Here is a 17282-nt window from a genome sequence, read left to right as displayed (position 1 = left end):
TAATTGCGTACGGCGTATAGCGTGTATGAGAAAGATCTGACGCTCTCACGCTCCACGCACACACGGTGTTCTCTACTGGATTCTGGATTCTGGATTCTCTTTCCTGTACTGTATTTTCCCATGCTGGCACTACTTTTCATCCTGGTCATGATAACAGCCGCCCTCTTCGGCATGATGGGGTTGGGAAGCGGCATTATTTATGTACCCCTTCTTTCATGGTGGGGACTTGACTTTGCCACCGGGGCCATTCCTCTCGGGCTGCTTTTGAGCGTTGCTACCGGCGCAGGGACTGCCTATACATACATGCGAAAGCGCCTCGTCCATGTAAAAACGGGCCTGGCCACGGGCACTGCCGCTGTCTTTGGAGCGCCGCTGGGCGTATTGGCCCTTCAGGCCGTTCCGATTAGCCTGGTGAAGATCATCCTTGCCGCGACTGCTTTCTATGTAGCTCTGCGCGCGCTGAGGTCTGGAGAACCCTTACGCCTCACGGACAAGTCCTATCTCCTGCCCGCGGCGGCCACTCTGTTTATTGGTTTTCTCATGGGTTTTTTCAGCGCTTTGGTCGGCGTCGGAGGAGGTTTTCTCCTTGTACCCATCCTTCTTATCAGGGGTTACCCGGCCAGGGAAGCCGTTGGGACAACATCCCTGGTTGTCACCATCAGCACCTTCTCAGCCTTCCTCTTTCACCTTCCCGATGCCGGCTTCCCACTGAAAGAGGCTATAATTTTAGCTGCCGCCGCCCTTGCCGGAGCCGGGCTCGGGGGTGTTTATGCCTCTCGACAGGTAAACCCCAAGGCCATCCGGATCCTCATCGGGATCATCATTATGGTAATTGCGTTCAAGGTGGGGGCAGAAGGCGTCATGGCATTGCTGAACTGAGAATCAATTCATTTCAGCAACGCCGAAACGGGGATGGGGTGAATCGGGGAAAGGGAGAAAAGCTTATGTGCCGGCTTCTGGCTCCTGGATTCTGAATTCTGCAGGTTTTGGCACAGCTATGGCATAAGTAGCCTCTTACACTGCCAAAAAGGGCCTTATCTGGCTGAATTCGGCCAGATGCCAACCATCTGAATCAAAGTGGTGACAGGTTCCTGTCTAAGGAGAATTATTTGGAATCTTTTTTCAATGAGATCCTCGGTCTCGGCGCCGACTTTGTAGCCGAGTTCCGCTACATCTTCTGGTACTTCGCAGCCGGAGTTGCCATGGAAGCACTGGTCCGAACCATGGGCTGGCACATCAAGCTGCGCAATGTGTTGGAGCGCTTCGGGCGAAGCGCCATTCTGATAGCCGTCGGTATCGGGCTTTTCAGTCCTCTCTGCGCCTGTGGGATCCTTCCTCTTAGCATTTCCATGATCCTCGCTGGGGTTCCCTTCGCACCAGCCATGGCCCTTCTTGTGACAAGCCCTCTCATGAGCCCGGCAGGCTACACCCTCACCGCCTGGGAATTGGGCCAGCAGTGGGCTGTGGCGAAACTGGTGTCGGCTGCCCTTATGGGACTTTTCGCCGGTTACGTCACCCTTTATTTTCAGCGGCGGGGATGGTTCGATATGGACAAGCTGTTCACCCGGGGCATCCCCAGGGGAGACTTTCACGATCCCGACTACCCCTGCGAGGACTTGCAGTGTGACTGCCGCAACCAGTTCAGCAAGAAGTACATCGAATCGCGCACCAGCAACAAATTCGCCATCTTTGCCGGCAAATTCGTAGACGGCACCTTGAAGATAGGAAAGTTTGTCCTGTTGGGAGTATTCATCGAGGTCGTGGCAGCCCGCTACATCCCCACTGAGTGGATCTCGCCCCTGCTGACCAACACTTTTCCGCTCAGCATCCCCCTCATCACCCTGGCAGTTGTGCCCCTCCACATCAATCAGATAATGGCTTCGGCCATTTTGTACGGCTTCGTGGACCTTCCTCTTGCCAAGGGGCCTGGCCTGGCCTTCCTGGTGGGTGGCCCGGTCACCGCCATCCCGGTGATGGGGATATTCCTGACCTTCTTTGCCCGAAGAGTGTTCTTTCTGTACCTGGGAATATGCCTTACCGGTACGATAGGGCTGGCGTATGCGTATCATTATTTGTTCTGAGGGACAGAATGTAGAACGTAGAATGTAGAACGTAGAAAAAGATCAAAAGCTGAATTACCGCAGAGTACCTCACGCCAGAGGCGCGACGGACTCTGCGGTTAAAGAATTGCCTGGATTTTGGACCTTGAATCCTATTCGTGACTGGTGACTCGACCGGGAAATGGCCCCATGACAGGATTAGAATTTTCAAATCACGAATTACGAATCACCAATTACGGAACTTTCAGTGAAAGGTAAAAAGTGAACGGTGAACGGTTAAAATCTTTGGACATTGGACTTTGCCCTTCGACAAAGCTCAGGGCCCCGAGCTTGTCGAGGGGGACATTGGACCGCGCCGCCTGTATTCTTTTATTCATTGTGGCGGCGCTCCCCTCCTGTGCGGCGCCTCATAGCGTTGTCATGACAGGCGATGTGGAAAAGCCCATCGTCCTTGCCGAGACTGTGACCACCGATACCACCGTATCCGGCAAGGTCACCATTGCCCAGGATCTTCTCGTCCCGGAGGGGATTACCCTCACATTCCTTCCCGGCACCCAGGTGACGGTGGTCCCCAGCGAGGGGACACGCACCGACTCCCAGTTCGTCACTACCCAGACCGAGATTGTGGTACGCGGCTCCCTCCTCGTGGACGGAACAACTGTCGGGACGCAAAACAGATCCAAAGGCTTCTGGGGCGGCATCATCGCAGCTACACCAGAGGCCGACATAACGATCAGGGGTTCCAGGGTAGCTGGTGCCCAGTACGGACTCATGATGTTGCACGGCACCGCCCGGGTAACGAACAGCACCTTTGAAAACAATGAAGTGGGGATCGCCGCCGCATTGGGTGCCTGGGTGGAGCTGGCTGACAACACCTTTGACGGCAACAGCATGGCCACGGCCGCCTGGCACACGGCCAACCCTCTGCGAAGTCCCACCGACACATTTACAGGCAACGAAGATGGAGCCCTGGCTCTCACGGCTGAGCCAATGGATATCCAGTTCCGGGAAATCCTGCCGGTCATCCAGGACACTCCCCCGATAACCCGGGAGTACCTGGGCGAGGTGGCTCTCACCGAGGACACCTCCTGGTCAGGTACGGTGGTCGTTGAGGGGCAGGTGGCGGTCATGCCGGAAGCCACCCTCACTATCGAAGCGGGAACACATGTCCTTTTCTCCCCACGCGATACCAATTCCGACGGCCTCGGTGAATCCTGGATCATCGTTCAGGGAACGGTTCAGGTTCTGGGAGAGGAGGACGATTGGGTCCTCTTCGATGCCCAGGACCAGGCTGCCGGTCCCGGGGCCTGGGACAGCCTGAGTATCATCGCCTCTGACTCCACAGACAACCTCGTTCAGTACGCTGTCTTCCGCCGCGGGGTGAAGGCGTTCCACACCCATTTTTCCAAGGTCCGCCTCGATCACGCCATTTTCGAAGACAACCTGCGGGGCATCCAGTTCCAGGAGTCCGAGAGCACCCGCATTGACCGGGTGATCTTGCGCCGCAACCAGAGCGGAGCACGCTTCAGAGACAGCGAGGTTAACCTCTCAAACGTTGCTGCAATCGATAACGTGGCGGGGATCAATTTTCTGCGCTCCAGCGTGACCGCGTCGGATATTTTTGTCACCGGTAGTTTCACCGAAAGTTTCGTATCCAGGGAGTCTGAAACGACCCTGAACCGGGCCGTCATTACCGGCAACGTCAGGGGGCCTCGTTTCAAGGGTGATGGCGAAAATGTGTCTATCCGGGAGGCAGCCGTCATGGGGAACCTCACCGAGGGCCTTTCCCTTAACAACGTCAAAGCCACGGTCCGCGAGAGCAGGCTGACCGGCAACGGATTTACAGGCCTATCTGTAACCGACGCCGAAGTGACGGCCTACGGGAACCGCATTGCGGGAAACGGGCGGTTCGAGGTGGACAACAACGGATCTACCGTTGTGGACGCCAGGGGAAACGACTGGGGCACAGGCTCCGGGCCAGCTCCGGAGATGATTTACGACGGCAGCGATGAGGGGGGGATAGGTCAGGTGCTTACAGCGGATCCCAGGAGGTTCCTTGTACTTTTTCCAGGTATGAACCCTCCAAGGGAAGACCTGGAAGGGGACCTTCTGGTGGTTGGCGATGTCATCACCTCACCCGAAACAACGGTGCGTCTGACACCTGGGACCTCGGTGTTTTTCTCAGAGGTTCCTCAAGACTCCCTGTTTGACCTGTGCTCCGACCACCCCAGCTTCCCCTCTTCCGAGCTGCACGTCATGGGAAAACTGGAGGCTGTGGGAACCATGGACAACCCCATCACCTTCGCTCCTGCCCGCCGAACCATGTTTGAGCTGAACTCTGAAGAGGGGCCTGGAAGGGCCCAGTGGGGGGCTGTGAACCTCACCGGAGGGCAGGGAGCCGTCTTTGAAAACTGCTACATATTTCGTGCCGCCACCGGCATCCATGCCAGAGACGCCGGAAAGGTGATCGTCAGGGACTCGGTTTTTATATCAAATGATATGGCCCTTCGCTTTTCCAGGAGCGATGTTGAGATCACCGGCAACGCCTTCGAGCTGAACAACACCGGCATGCGCTTTCACAAAAACGGCGGGATCGTGTCGGGCAACCTCTTTGACTCCAACGCAACGGGGATCTTCGTCACCGACAACCCGGAAAATGTCACCCTCACCGGGAACACTTTTAAAGCCAGCCGCGATTACCACATCAAACTGGGGATCCTCGTCACGGAGGATGTGGAGGTGCGGGGAGGACTCTTTGACCTGTCAGACGGTAAGACTTTAAGGGATATGGTGTTTGACAGGGAGGATGATGGGGACCTTGGGATGGTTATCATCCTCCCCTGATGAGGTGAAGAGGAGAAGAGGGGATGAGGGGAGAAGGCATGGAATGTTTATTCTCCTTTTCACCTTTTCTCCTTTTCCCCTCTTCGGTGAATTATGCCTCGACTCCTACCTTTGAGCATAATTCAGCAACGGGGCACTCTCCGCATTTAGGCTTTCTCGCAGGACAAAACTCCCTCCCCAGGTAGATCAGCTCGCTGGAGATGGCCATCCATCGCTCCGGGGGCAGCAGTTCGTTGATGTCCTTTTCGATCTTCTCCGGATTTTTGTTTACCGTCAGCCCCATGCGGCCCGCCAGTCTAGTAACGTGGGTGTCCACCACCACTCCAGGTAGGCCTTCGGCGATGCCCAGGACCAGGTTGCCGGTCTTTCTCCCCACACCCGGAAGCTTTACCATGTCCTCCAGCGTGCGGGGAACCTCCCCACCGAAATTCTCCACGATGGCCATGCCGCACCCCTTGATGGACTTGGCCTTCTGCCGGTAGAACCCGGTGGAGAAGATCATCTGCTCCAACTCTTCCATGTCAGCCTTGGCGAAGGCCTTCGCATCCGGGTATTTTTTGAATAACTCTGGAGTCACCTTGTTCACCTGTGCGTCGGTGCACTGGGCGGAAAGGATCGTGGCAACAAGCAGCTGGAGTGTACTTTCGAACCGCAGAGCCGTGTCGTTGGGGTAGCGTTGACTTAAAATGGTATCGATAGCCTGGCATCGCTGACTTCGCTTTGATTGAGATTCGCTCATTCAGTATCCTTTCAGCGCTCCCGAAACGGTGAAACGGGGACGAGGGAAAACGGAGAGAAAACACTTTGTCGTACCTCAGAATATATTTTAAAAAAATCCTAGTCGATATAATAGCGCCATCTGATGCTCGCGACCCTGGCATTGATATAGTTAAACATAATATTCCCCATTATTCTTACTACGGCCCACTGCGTTACGGCTTTTGACCGTCCCCCGGTTCCCCGCCTGTCACGCCAACGGCGTGATTTCGCCGACACCCCGTTTCGTTATTTCGCCCGCCTGTTGGCGAAATAACTTCTCAACTCATCGGCCGTCAGACTGTTGAGAACATCTTCTTTTTCCAACCACCCCTTCCGTGCGACTCCAAGTCCATAGAACGTATATCCCAGTTCCGCGGTGCTGTGGGCATCCGGACAGATGGCGATCTTTATCCCCAGCTTCTTCGCCTGGGGCAGGAGACGCCAGTCGATGTCCAGGCGGTAGGGGTGGGCGTTGAGTTCGATGGCTTTATTATGTTTCGCGGCGCAGGTGAGCACCTGCTCCATGTCCACAGCGTAGGGTTCCCGGGTGAGAAGCAGCCTCCCTGTGGGATGGCCGAGGATGTCAAGGTAGGGGTTCTCCAGGGCCCGGCAGATCCTGGCCGTCATCTCCTTTTCCTGCATGGTGAAGTTCGAATGAACAGACCCTATGACGAAGTCGAAGGAAGCCAGGACCTCGTCGGGATAATCCAGGGAACCATCCGGGAGGATATCTGATTCTATGCCCTTTAAGATCACAAAATCCTTGATTTTGTGATTGAGCCTGTCTATAAGATCTGCCTCCCGGGTAACCCTCTCCGGTTCCAGACCCCGGGCGTACCTGGCCGAGGCTGAGTGCTCCGTGATCCCGATGTAGGAAAGACCCAGGTCCCTGGCCGCCTGGACCATCTCCTCCAATGTCGCGGAACCGTCGCTGGCAATGGTGTGCACGTGCAGGGCGCCTTTAAGGTCTTCCGGTTCCACCAGTTCGGGAAGTTCTCCCTTTTCGGCAGCTTCAAACTCCCCCATATCCTCCCGAAGCTCCGGAGGGATGAAGGCCAGCCCGAGTTTTTTATAGATATCTTCTTCACCCTTGCACGGGATGTTCTTTTCTCCTTTGAACAGTCCGTACTCGTTGGATTTGAGCCCCAAGGCATGGGCCCTGCCTCTTAATGCGATGTTGTGCTCCTTGCTCCCGGAAAAGTGCTGAAGGGTGTAGGGGAACGAGGCGTCAGGAACGACCCTGAGGTCAAGGTTGAGGCCGGATCTAAGGTGAGCTGTGAGCTTGGTATCCCCACGGGCCGTGACCTCCTCCACAAGGGAATGGGCTGCCACCGCGTCCATAAGGGGACCCGGGTCCCCGGAGGCCACGATGTCCATGTCCTTGACCACTTCCTTCCGCCGTCTTAAAGACCCGGCGACTTCTACCCGTTGGGCACCCTGAACCTCTCGCAGGGCATGGGCGATCTGGTCGGCCTCAGCCCTCACCGTATCGGCCAGGTAGCGTCCGGCATAGGCCGTGAGGCTGGCGATCCCCTTGAGTATATTCTCCTGGGTCTTTGCCCCGAACCCGGGAAGCTCAAGAAGCCTGTTCTCCTTGCAGGCGTATTCCAGTTCTCCTATGGAGGTAATATCGAGCTCCTCCATGAGGGCCCTGATCTTTTTCGGGCCCAGGCCCGGGATGCGGAGCATGCCCAGGACCCCTTCGGGGAACCTTGATCTGAGCTCCTGCAAAAAGGGCGGATCGTCCGATTCCAGCAGTTCGGCGATGTCGCCTGCTATGGCTGGACCGATGCCCTTGATGGACCGAATAGACCCGTCGGCCACCGCCTCGGCAAGGTCTCCGGCGTAGGCCCGCACGATGCGCGAAGCGTTACTGTAGGCGCGCACCCGGAAGGGGTTGTCCCCGGCAAGTTCCATGAGGACGGAGGCTTCATCGAGGGCGTTGGAGATGGCTTTTTTATCCATGGGGCCAATTTAGCACAACTTGGAATGTAGAACCTAGAATGCAGAACGTAGAAGAAAGGCAAAAGCTGTTTAAACGCAGAGGTCGCGAAGAGCGCTGAGAAAATCAAAACCTGAATTCTGGAATCAGGGGGAAGGAACGTTTACAATAATAGCGATAAAACCAGCATTTAAAAAGACAACCTTCCCCTTTGCTTGAGCCTTCCTCTGCGTTAAAAGATCCCTGTCTTTTAGCTTTTGGAAATTTCACTATAGGACGCTGATTGTTGTATAATCCCGTCACCATGGACACAGCCGGAACCAACCAGATACTTCAGACCCTGGAAAACCTCTGTCATCTAGAGTCAGCCATGGCAGCCTATTACCTGGCGTGTTCTGAAAATTGGAAGTCCGTAGCCTCCCTGTGGATGGAACTGGCTATAGAGGAAGAACGGCACGAAAAGATCATCGGCAACCTGACCAGGGTGGTCGAAGCACACCTGGATCAGTTCAAGCCCGGGCTGAAGGTCGAGCCCACGGCTATTTCATCCTTCGTGGAAAATATCAACGAGAAGACGTCCGACCTCATGAAGGGACAGGTAACCCTCAGCGCAGCCCTTAATTTCGCCCTGGTGATCGAAGAATCCATCATCGAGGGACGTTTTTTCGAGATCATTATCAGTCAGAACCCTACGTACCTGAAGTTCATGGAGGTCATGAGCCGGGATCTGGCGCAGCATCGCCAGATGATCATAGAGGAGATTGAGAAAACAAAAAAAGGTGATTAGTGAACCGTGGAGCGTGGAGCGTGGAGCGTGGAGCGTGGAGCGTGGAGCGTGGAGCGTGGAAAGAAACTGATACTCTTCCTTTTCTTAGTCAAGCGTTTCACAGGATGAAAATAGCACCTCTGATTTTTCACATACGGTATGGTAACCCTATGAAAAACAAGATTTTAAAAGTCAGAAAATCACAACTCCAGGACCAGGGGAATGAGGGTGATGTGAGAGAAACCACACCGGCCGAGAAGTTCGCAAGAATGCGTTAGCTATGAGGCTCGACGGAAGCGTAATCGGACTGAATTTATGATTAGCTTTGAAGGTTTCCAGGAAGGGTTTAGATGCAAGGCCAGAGCCCCGAGGAATACCGGAGGTCCCGCCTGTGGCGGGATCGAGGTAACTTGACAATAAATCTGAAGTTGAAAGGATGTGCTTATCGGTGCGGGAGAATGGAAAAGATAAGTTCGAGTTGCTATGAGATAAGTGCTGAAGTTTTTCCTTATCTCCTATCACTTATCTATAAGAACTAAACTTGCAGATTGCCCGTTTTCAGGCGCCGTTTTACCCTTATTTAATCTATCTTACCCGGAGGTTTGAGGGCTTCAAGAGTGCGTTAGATGCAAGGCCAGAGTCCCGAGGAACACCGGAGGCGTATATGCCGACATACGACGAGGATTTCCGAGGGGTGATAACGCAGCAAATGACGTGCTATTGATGCCCGCATAAATCCAAAATGTCCACAAACCTTACTCCACAATATAGAGAAGCAGAGGAAGAATTCCGGCAGGCAGTCTCGCCCGAGGCCAAACTGGAAGCGCTGGAAAAGATGCTCCGCCTCATCCCCAAGCACAAGGGGACCGAGAAGATGCAGGGCGATATCAAGAAACGCATCGCCAAATGGAAGACCCAGTCCGAGCAGGCGAAAAAGAAGGGAGGCGGGCGAGTCGACCTTTCTCATGTACCGAAGGAAGGTGCTGCCCAGGTTGTCATCATCGGTCCGGTGAACACCGGAAAGTCCTCCCTCATATCGGTAATGACCAACCTGGAGCCGAACATCGCCGAGTACCCATTTACAACCCGGACACCTCAACCGGGAATGATGTTTCACCACGGCATCCCCATCCAGCTGGTAGACACCCCGGCCCTGGATCCCAACGTGACAGAGCGCTGGATCTCAGGACTCATCAGGAACGCCGACATGGCCGTCCTCACTCTGGACCTTGCCCGGGACGACCTCCTTGAACAGTGGGAGGCCGCTCATGCCGTCCTTGAGGACCTGAGAATAAAGCTCATTGCCTCTGATGGAGAAAAGGTATTTGAGGAAAGCGGCTGGGCCCATTTACCGTCTATCTACCTTGGGAACAAGTGCGCCATGGACGAAGCCGAGGAGCGTCTTTCCATCCTCACGGAACTGATCGAGGACCTTCCCCAGATACACCCCGTGTCGGCCCGCACCGGTTCGGGACTGGAAGAGTTCAAGGAAAATGTGACCAACTCCATGCGCCTCATCCGGGTCTTCTCCAAACCCCCCGGCAAGGAACCGGACATGGACCATCCCTTCGTCGTCAAACGCGGGTCTACTGTATCGGAACTTGCCAAAACGGTGCACAAGGACCTGGCCTTGAAAATGAAGTTCGCAAGGGTGTGGGGGGAGGAGGTCTTTGACGGCCAAAGGGTGGCGATGGATTACGAGTTGATCGATGGAGATATAGTTGAGCTCAATGACTAGCACGCAGCACGCAGCACGCAGCACGCAGCACGCAGCACGCAGCACGCAGCACGCAGCAAAAACGAAAGTCCACAGGATAGCTGTGTCAAGGGAATTTAAAAGAACTGTGAACCGTGAACTGTGAACTGCGACCATGGAGAGGCGATCGGCCCAACACATGAAAAAACGACTCAGCTTCCTGACAGCTGTCATGCTAGCGATAATGGTTCAGGTGCCCTCACATGCGGCCGCCGATCGTCTCACGGTGGTCGCGTCTGTTTTCCCCCTATTCGATTTCGCGCGGGAGGTGGCCGGTACGGCGGCTGATGTGCGGCTCCTGTTGCCGCCTGGGGTAGATCCTCACTCCTGGGAGCCAAAACCATCGGACATCGTAGACCTTTCCCAGGCGGATATTTTTGTGTACACAAGTGAGAGGATGGAGCCGTGGGCTGACAACCTCGCAAAGGCGGTCCAGGGACGGGGCGTTGCTCTCGTGCAGGTCATGGACAGCCAAGGCTTTACCAGCACTGTTTGCAGCGGTCAGAACCAGGGAGAGGACCCCCATTTCTGGCTGGACCTTTCCCTTTCTGCACGCACAGTGGAGATGATCGGCAGACTGCTGGCCAGCCAGGATCCTGAAAACAAGGACAGTTATATCGCCAATGCCCGGGCTTACGCCCACAGGCTTGAACAACTTGACCAGGATTTTATGACCGGCCTCAAAGAGTGCGGCTCGCGGCGTCTGGTGACGGGGGGACACGCGGCCTTCGGGCATCTGGCCCGGCGATACGGCATCGAACAGATATCCGTCTACGGTCTCACCCCGGATGCCGAACCAACGCCCAGGCATCTGGCTGGCATCGTTAACGTGGTCAAGGACAATAAGATTCACACCATTTTCTCGGAAGAGCTGATGAACCCCCGGATGGCCCAGGTCCTTTCTCAGGAGACCGGTGCAACGGTTATGGTTCTGAACCCTGGGGCGAACCTGACTGGGGCCCAGTGGAGGGAGGGGCTGATTTTCCTCGAGATCATGGACCGCAACCTGAAAACCCTCAGGGAGGGACTTGAGTGTGACTGAACCTGACGTCCTGTTTGACCTGGATGAGGTGAGTTTCCGGTACGGGAACGAACAGATCCTGGACTCGGTGAGCATGAAGGTCCATCGGGGGGATTTTCTTGCCCTGTTGGGTCCCAACGGTTCGGGAAAATCCACTCTCATCCGCATCATACTCGGTCTGCAGAAGCCCGACAGCGGGTTGGTCCGGATCATGGGCAGGAACCTGGGGGATTTTACCGCCTGGGACAGGGTGGGGTATGTTCCCCAGAAGGTCACCGACCTGGACCCCCTTTTCCCGGCATCGGTGAAAGAGGTGGTGGCTATGGGGCTCCTGCCCCACAAGGCCTGGCCCCGTTTCCTGAAACCGGGTGATGAAGCGGTTATCGACGAAGCACTGGACCTTATGGATATGCGCCGCTATAAAAACCGCCGTATCTGGGCACTTTCAGGAGGGCAGCAGCAGCGGGTATTCATAGCAAGAGCCCTTGCCTCCCAGCCCGAAATCCTGGTCCTGGACGAGCCGACCACCGGGGTGGACGGAGTCACCCAGGAGCGTTTTTATGACATGCTTGAGCACATCAACCGGGAGAAAGGTGTCACCTTGATCCTGGTAACCCACGACATCGGTGTGGTCACCAAACATGTGAACAAGGTGGCCTGCCTGAACCAGAGACTCATTTTCCACGGAAGCCACGATGATTTCTGCGATTCTGAACAGGCCATCACACTGTTCGGCCCGGAGAGCCATTTGATATGTCATAGGCATTAAATGACAGGACGCAGCACACAGCACGCAGAACGCAGGAGAAGATCAAAAGCTAATTTACCGCAGGGTACAACTTTGAACTTGGGTAAAGCACGGTTGCTATTAAAGCGATAAATTCTGTCTCTCGCCCTTCGACAAGCTCAGGGCAGGCAGTTAAGCCATTGCAAGGCCGTGACGCAAGGGAAGGCAAAAAAGAGGGGGAAAGAACAGGTTCTTAAAATGCGGACTGTGTTACGCAAAGACGCAAAGCCTACAAAGGTAAATTGGTTTAGTTCAAATTAACAAATTATGACATGCCGTATTATCGATAAGGTTTTACCCAGATTTTTGAATCACCCTGCGTACCCCTGCGGAGCGGCCTTCAGTCGGCCGCACTGCGGTTAGTAGGCTTTTACCGACTTCAAGGATACCATGGAGATATTAGCTTTTTCATTCATGCAAAGAGCCATCGCAGCGGGTCTTCTCATCGCCGTGGCGTGCAGCGTCCTGGGCGTCTTTCTCGTGCTGCGTCGTGATGCCATGCTTGGGCACGGCCTGGCCCACGTCACCTTTGGCGGCGTGGCCCTGGGTCTGCTGCTGAACGTCTCCCCTGTCTGGACGGCCCTTGTGGTGGCGATCATTGCCGCTATCCTCCTGCTCAAACTCCGGGAAGCGGCAGGGTTGCACGGCGACACCGCCATAGGGATCGTTTCTTCTGTAGGTTTCGCCCTTGGGATCGTCATCGCCAGCGTCTCAGGTCAGTTCAGCGTGGAGCTGTTCTCCTACCTCTTCGGGAATATCCTTGCTATCGGTCCTGGTGAGGTGTGGACCTCTGCCATCCTCGCTATTGCTGTCGTGCTCACCGTTGTCCTGAACTATCATGACCTGGTGGCCATTACATTCGACCGGGAGCTTGCCAGAACATCGGGGATACCGGTCCGACGGCTGGATCTCCTTCTTGCCGTACTTAGCGCCGTAACGGTGGTTCTGGCCATGAAGGTGGTGGGACTTCTTCTGGTAGCAGCTCTCATCGTCATTCCCGCGGCAACAGCTCTTCAGATGGCGGGTAACTTCCGCATGGCAATTATCTGGTCCTGCGCGGTTGGAATACTCTCCGTACTGGGCGGTCTCGCGATCAGTTACTACATGGACATACCGTCATCCGGTTCCATCGTCCTTCTGGAAGCGGTCGTTTTCGGGCTGGTGTGGGCCGGGAGCCGTTTCCTGAGGAAAAGCGGGTAGGATCTCAGATCTCAGATCTCAGATCTCAGAAAGAAACCTTAAATAAAATCTCTCAAGTAAATGCATTCAGCCTTTTCGATTTATTTGAGATATGAGATGTGAGATTTGAGATTCTCCCTTAACGAAAGGCACCCAACATGAGTGAGTACACCGTCAAGGTCATCGAGCTCATCCAACTCACTCCCACAGCCGTGACGCTGCGCATGGATAAACCTGAGGGCTTTACCTTCAAACCCGGCCAATGGGGCTACTTTACCGTTGAAGGGAGCTCCGGGAAGTTATCCCGCTCTCTCTCCTTTTCCTCCTCACCCACGGAACCTTACCTGGAGTTCACCAAGCGGCTCAGCGACTCCGATTTCTGTCAGAACGTCAAGCAGCTTCAGGTGGATGATGAAGTGTTCTTTCGAGGTCCCATGGGAAACCTGATCTACGAAGGAGGGCTGGACAAAGTATCTTTTCTGGCCGGTGGGATCGGGATCACTCCCATCCGGAGTATTCTGAAACACGCAGTGGACAAGGGAATAGGTGGCGAGAAGTACCTGCTGTACGGCAACCTCACCAGGGAGGAGACCGCCTTTGCCGATGAGATAAGGCAGTGGAAAAAGGCGGATCCAAAGCTCAAGGTGATCCATGTCCTTGAAAACCCTCCCCAAAATTGGGACGGTTTTAACGGGTTTATCAACAGCCGCATCATCGAAGAATCGGTGCCGGACCTCCCCGAGCAGACTTTTTACGTCTCAGGCCCTCCGGCCATGGTCAAAGCGGTGGCAATGTGTCTCGACGAACTGGGAATCCACAGGGACAAGGTCTATAAGGAGGAACTGGAGGGTTATGAGGGGATGGTTTAGTTCATCGGATTTATCAATCCGATGAACAGTGTAAAGTGCAACGTGCAGAGTGTAGAGCTTCAGATCTAAGCCGCTTCCTCGCTCTTCGTACCCGGTACAAAAAAAAGGCGCCGAAGCGCCCCTTTTGAGATATGAGATCTGAAATTTGAGATTCGTATTTAAAATCCCAAACTCAAATTCACACCGGCCATATAGTAATCACCGTCCTCGGCGTAGGCTGCTCCGATGTCCAGGAAACCGAGTCCAACGCCCAGGTGGATGAGGGTGGGAGCGGCGCTGAGGCCCGAGTTGTTGCTTAATCCTGCTCTCAGGGCGATAGCCCAAACGTCGAACTCCGCTCCCAGGGCCCAGTCCTGGTAATCCGTACCGCCTGTATCATCCTTCGTGACATCGTAATCAGCGGCAACGGTGATCATGGGAAGGTGCAGCGCCGCTCCAACCCTGTAGCGCGGGTCGAATTCGACCACACCCAGGTCAGTGCCGCCCACGTCCTTCGCTACGATACCAACATCAAGCAGGGGGGTTAGACCCATAACGGCACCTACATCAAAGGCGGTGGCACTCTCATCCTGTTCAGTACCCGCCGTTACATCACCAATACCGATGCCGGGATCGCTGAAGAGACTTTCCGAATCGGAGAAGACGGTAGCCTGGATGTTACGCAGGTTCGCACCCACGATGATGTTGCCGAAACTTTTAGCACCTGTAAGGATGATTTGTCTGGCTTCCATACCCCTCAATTCGAGGGTGTTGTTGGCTGAATCTAAAAGACCCGCATCCTGGGTCGTATAGATGTGGTCCGGGTAGGCGGTTCCGTAGATCAACTGGGAATAGGTCGCACCGGCCGAGATGCCGAAGAGCCCGAAACCGGCACCTGCAGCAGCGCTGGCCTGGATATCCAGAGCTCCACCCTGATCCAATTGGTTAAGGATAGCAATCATCTGGGTTGTATCAGCTGTATCAACGGCATTGTTCAGGTCATCGATGAGATCCACCAACCCTATGTGATCCTCGATGCGCGCAACGATCTCGGGTACAACCACGCCCACTGTAGAATCTTTACCCAGCAGTGCCGGATTGTACTGCACTGCGCCGATCCCTTCACCAGCCGCCACGAAAGCGCCGCCCATACCAAGAGCCCGGACATCGGTGATGGGGAAGGGAAGGGCCCAAGCTGCCGACACAAAGGCCAGAGCCACCAGGACTACAACAGTAAAAATGGATATTCGTTTCATCGCGTTCTCCTTTACCATTAATCGAAGGTTATTCTTGCATATTCATCAATTCCCTTGGCGAATTCAAGCTAAAAGGGTAAATGTGCAATAATCACACCACCGCAGACAGCCTAAATGTAAAGGTTTTCATTAATGCACAGTGGGTAACTATGAAAAAAGTGCGGTTAAGTGCCTTTATTCGTGACCCGTGATTCGAACAACGTGGCAGCCGTTGTTGGATCCAGGATTAACGTAGTGTATAAATTCGACAACTAAATGACAACAAAGGTCTTTTTCGCTTCACGCTTCACGCTTCACGGTTCACTGCATTTCCCCCTTTGCCGTGTCCGATAAAAAAGTGTAAATTTACTGGTATGTTAACTCTCAGGAACACAGGAGGACTTAACCGTTGAAAGTCAGCTACGTCATGTCAAAGAAGGTGGCCACTGTCCCTCCAGGGGCAAATCTTGTCACCGTAGGCCATATGATGAGCGATAAAAAGATCTCCTGCGTTATCGTCCAGGATAAGGACAAGATCGCAGGTATCATCAGCGAGCGGGACATTGTCCGCCGACTTGCCGCCAACGGGGGCGAGGTATCGAAGGTCAAGGCAAACCAGGTCATGTCATCCCCGGTTCAGACCCTTTTCTCCGACACCACCCTGGAAAGGGCGGTAGCCCTCATGACGGAAAAGGGGTTCAGACGGTTCCCGATCATTAACCGCAAAGATAAACTCGTGGGGATAGTGACTCAATCGGACGTCCTGAAGACCTATGTGCGGGAGATGGAGATCGCTCACGAAAAGTTGAAGGACCTTGCTGTAAGGGACTATCTTACCGGGATGTATAACCGCCGCTTATTTATGACCACCCTTGAAAAAGAGTTCTACCGGTCCAAGCGGTACAAGACCCCCATTACCCTCATCATGCTCGACATCGACGACTTTAAGAAGATAAACGACAAACACGGTCATCAGTACGGCGACCGGATACTTCAGACAGTGGGCGAGATTATCCATCGCCAGACAAGAGACGCCGACATCGCGGCGCGCTACGGGGGAGAGGAGTTTATCGTTCTCACCAACGGGGCCGACATAGAACACGCAGATCGTCTCGCCGAAAGACTGCGGTCAACCATCGCTGAATCCGGAGTGACTGTCAGCTGCGGTGTGGCCCACTATCCCAACGAAAAGAGCCGTTTCCCTGACGACCTGATCCGCCTTTCCGACGAGGCCCTGTATGTGGCCAAAAGGAGCGGCAAAAACCAGGTTGTGAGCTGGGACGAGAAAATAGGGGGAAAATAGAATGGCACATGATGATAATGGACATACCCTGGCGGTGTTCGTGGATTTTGAGAACATCATTCTGGGTTTCAAGGGGAAAAAACAAAAAAAGTTCGAGATAACCCTGATCTTAGAACGTCTGGTGGAGAAGGGCAAGGTCGTGGTCAAGAAAGCTTATGCGGACTGGACCCGCTACTCCGATTACAAGCATGCCCTCCACGAGGCGGGTCTGGAACTTATTGAGATCCCCAAACGCCAGTTGACCGGAAAGAATTCGGCCGATATCCGGCTGGTGGTAGATGCCCTCGACCTGTCCTGGGGGAAAGAACACATTGACACCTTTGTCATCGTGTCCGGGGACTCGGATTTCTCCCCGCTGGTTTCGAAGCTCAAGGAGAACGGGAAGAGGGTTATCGGCATGAGCCTTCAGGATTCCGCCTCCACCCTGCTCACCGAAAACTGTGACGAGTTTATCTACTACGAGGAGTTGGAAAACCCTGTAGGTATCCCTCCCAAGATGACCGAATCCATCCCCAAGCAGCGAAAGGAGGCGTTCCAACTCCTGGTGGACTCCATCATCGCGCTGGTCCGGGAGAACAAGGAGATCCTCTGGTCCTCCATGGTCAAGGAGACCATGAAACGAAAGAAACCCTCTTTCTCGGAATCTGCCGTTGGGTACCGTACCTTCAGCGAACTGCTCGATGATGCCCAGCGCAATGGGCTTATCCGCCTTCGCCAGGATGAAAAGAGCGGTTCGTATATCGTGATAGGGTTTGGTAAAGAAGGCACCAAATAGAGGTAAT

Annotated in this window: 14 protein-coding genes; 11 read left to right on the top strand and 3 right to left on the bottom strand. The window is 54.5% G+C overall.

Annotated elements, in window-relative coordinates; translation table 11 throughout:
• The first annotated feature begins 120 nt into the window (after window positions 1–120).
• The 3 genes from P1S59_06145 (at window position 121) to P1S59_06135 (ending at window position 4904) form a co-directional block, all read left to right on the top strand.
• Window positions 121–879 carry a sulfite exporter TauE/SafE family protein gene (locus P1S59_06145; GenBank protein ID MDF1525830.1) on the top strand — a complete coding sequence of 253 codons (759 nt, stop codon included), beginning with the start codon at window positions 121–123 and terminating at the stop codon, window positions 877–879.
• 230 nt (window positions 880–1109) lie between these two features.
• Complete coding sequence (locus tag P1S59_06140) at window positions 1110–2081, top strand: permease (GenBank protein MDF1525829.1); 972 nt, start codon at window positions 1110–1112, stop codon at window positions 2079–2081.
• Between the two features lie 324 nt (window positions 2082–2405).
• Window positions 2406–4904, top strand: a complete 2499-nt coding sequence (locus P1S59_06135) for a right-handed parallel beta-helix repeat-containing protein (GenBank protein ID MDF1525828.1) — start codon at window positions 2406–2408, stop codon at window positions 4902–4904.
• Between the two features lie 91 nt (window positions 4905–4995).
• Here P1S59_06135 and nth read toward each other — a convergent pair whose 3' ends face one another.
• On the bottom strand, window positions 4996–5643 hold the full coding sequence (gene nth, locus P1S59_06130; protein MDF1525827.1) for an endonuclease III: 648 nt from the start codon (window positions 5641–5643) through the stop codon (window positions 4996–4998).
• 266 nt (window positions 5644–5909) lie between these two features.
• Window positions 5910–7628 (bottom strand): DNA polymerase/3'-5' exonuclease PolX, encoded by a 1719-nt coding sequence (polX, locus tag P1S59_06125; GenBank protein MDF1525826.1) that lies wholly within the window; start codon window positions 7626–7628, stop codon window positions 5910–5912.
• 260 nt (window positions 7629–7888) lie between these two features.
• Here polX and P1S59_06120 point away from each other — a divergent pair, with 260 nt between their 5' ends.
• From P1S59_06120 to P1S59_06095, 6 genes are all read left to right on the top strand, one after another.
• Window positions 7889–8392, top strand: coding sequence for a hypothetical protein (locus P1S59_06120; protein MDF1525825.1), 504 nt, complete (start codon window positions 7889–7891; stop codon window positions 8390–8392).
• A gap of 721 nt (window positions 8393–9113) precedes the next feature.
• Complete coding sequence (locus P1S59_06115) at window positions 9114–10109, top strand: TGS domain-containing protein (GenBank protein MDF1525824.1); 996 nt, start codon at window positions 9114–9116, stop codon at window positions 10107–10109.
• A gap of 157 nt (window positions 10110–10266) precedes the next feature.
• Window positions 10267–11169 carry a zinc ABC transporter substrate-binding protein gene (locus P1S59_06110; GenBank protein MDF1525823.1) on the top strand — a complete coding sequence of 301 codons (903 nt, stop codon included), beginning with the start codon at window positions 10267–10269 and terminating at the stop codon, window positions 11167–11169.
• The gene (locus P1S59_06105) at window positions 11162–11917 is read left to right on the top strand and encodes a metal ABC transporter ATP-binding protein (GenBank protein ID MDF1525822.1); all 756 of its coding nucleotides are present in this window, start codon (window positions 11162–11164) and stop codon (window positions 11915–11917) included. The genes P1S59_06110 and P1S59_06105 overlap by 8 nt, the downstream gene beginning before the upstream one ends.
• A gap of 408 nt (window positions 11918–12325) precedes the next feature.
• Window positions 12326–13135, top strand: coding sequence for a metal ABC transporter permease (locus tag P1S59_06100; protein ID MDF1525821.1), 810 nt, complete (start codon window positions 12326–12328; stop codon window positions 13133–13135).
• A 137-nt stretch (window positions 13136–13272) separates the two neighbouring features.
• Window positions 13273–13983: a hypothetical protein gene (locus P1S59_06095; GenBank protein ID MDF1525820.1), complete on the top strand. Its 711-nt coding sequence runs from the start codon at window positions 13273–13275 to the stop codon at window positions 13981–13983.
• A 158-nt stretch (window positions 13984–14141) separates the two neighbouring features.
• On the opposite strand, the gene traF is transcribed toward P1S59_06095, so the two are convergent.
• Window positions 14142–15218 (bottom strand): conjugal transfer protein TraF, encoded by a 1077-nt coding sequence (gene traF, locus P1S59_06090; protein ID MDF1525819.1) that lies wholly within the window; start codon window positions 15216–15218, stop codon window positions 14142–14144.
• 388 nt (window positions 15219–15606) lie between these two features.
• Here traF and P1S59_06085 point away from each other — a divergent pair, with 388 nt between their 5' ends.
• Window positions 15607–16500, top strand: a complete 894-nt coding sequence (locus P1S59_06085; protein ID MDF1525818.1) for a GGDEF domain-containing protein — start codon at window positions 15607–15609, stop codon at window positions 16498–16500.
• Window position 16501: 1 nt separating this feature from the next.
• The gene (locus P1S59_06080; protein ID MDF1525817.1) at window positions 16502–17275 is read left to right on the top strand and encodes an NYN domain-containing protein; all 774 of its coding nucleotides are present in this window, start codon (window positions 16502–16504) and stop codon (window positions 17273–17275) included.
• The last annotated feature ends 7 nt before the right edge of the window (window positions 17276–17282 follow it).

This window comes from bacterium (assembly GCA_029210965.1).
GTDB lineage: Bacteria > BMS3Abin14 > BMS3Abin14 > BMS3Abin14 > BMS3Abin14 > JALHUC01.
The sequence above is the reverse complement of the archived record's forward strand: the minus strand, read 5'-3'. Positions and strand labels throughout refer to the sequence as shown.

Bases quoted from the DNA above. Each gene is read 5' to 3' on its own strand.
- P1S59_06145 (MDF1525830.1), top strand. From the start codon at position 121: ATGCTGGCACTACTTTTCATCCTGGTCATGATAACAGCCGCCCTCTTC.
- nth (MDF1525827.1), bottom strand. From the start codon at position 5,643: ATGAGCGAATCTCAATCAAAGCGAAGTCAGCGATGCCAGGCTATCGAT.
- polX (MDF1525826.1), bottom strand. From the start codon at position 7,628: ATGGATAAAAAAGCCATCTCCAACGCCCTCGATGAAGCCTCCGTCCTC.
- P1S59_06115 (MDF1525824.1), top strand. From the start codon at position 9,114: ATGTCCACAAACCTTACTCCACAATATAGAGAAGCAGAGGAAGAATTC.
- P1S59_06110 (MDF1525823.1), top strand. From the start codon at position 10,267: ATGAAAAAACGACTCAGCTTCCTGACAGCTGTCATGCTAGCGATAATG.
- P1S59_06100 (MDF1525821.1), top strand. From the start codon at position 12,326: ATGGAGATATTAGCTTTTTCATTCATGCAAAGAGCCATCGCAGCGGGT.
- P1S59_06095 (MDF1525820.1), top strand. From the start codon at position 13,273: ATGAGTGAGTACACCGTCAAGGTCATCGAGCTCATCCAACTCACTCCC.
- traF (MDF1525819.1), bottom strand. From the start codon at position 15,218: ATGAAACGAATATCCATTTTTACTGTTGTAGTCCTGGTGGCTCTGGCC.
- P1S59_06080 (MDF1525817.1), top strand. From the start codon at position 16,502: ATGGCACATGATGATAATGGACATACCCTGGCGGTGTTCGTGGATTTT.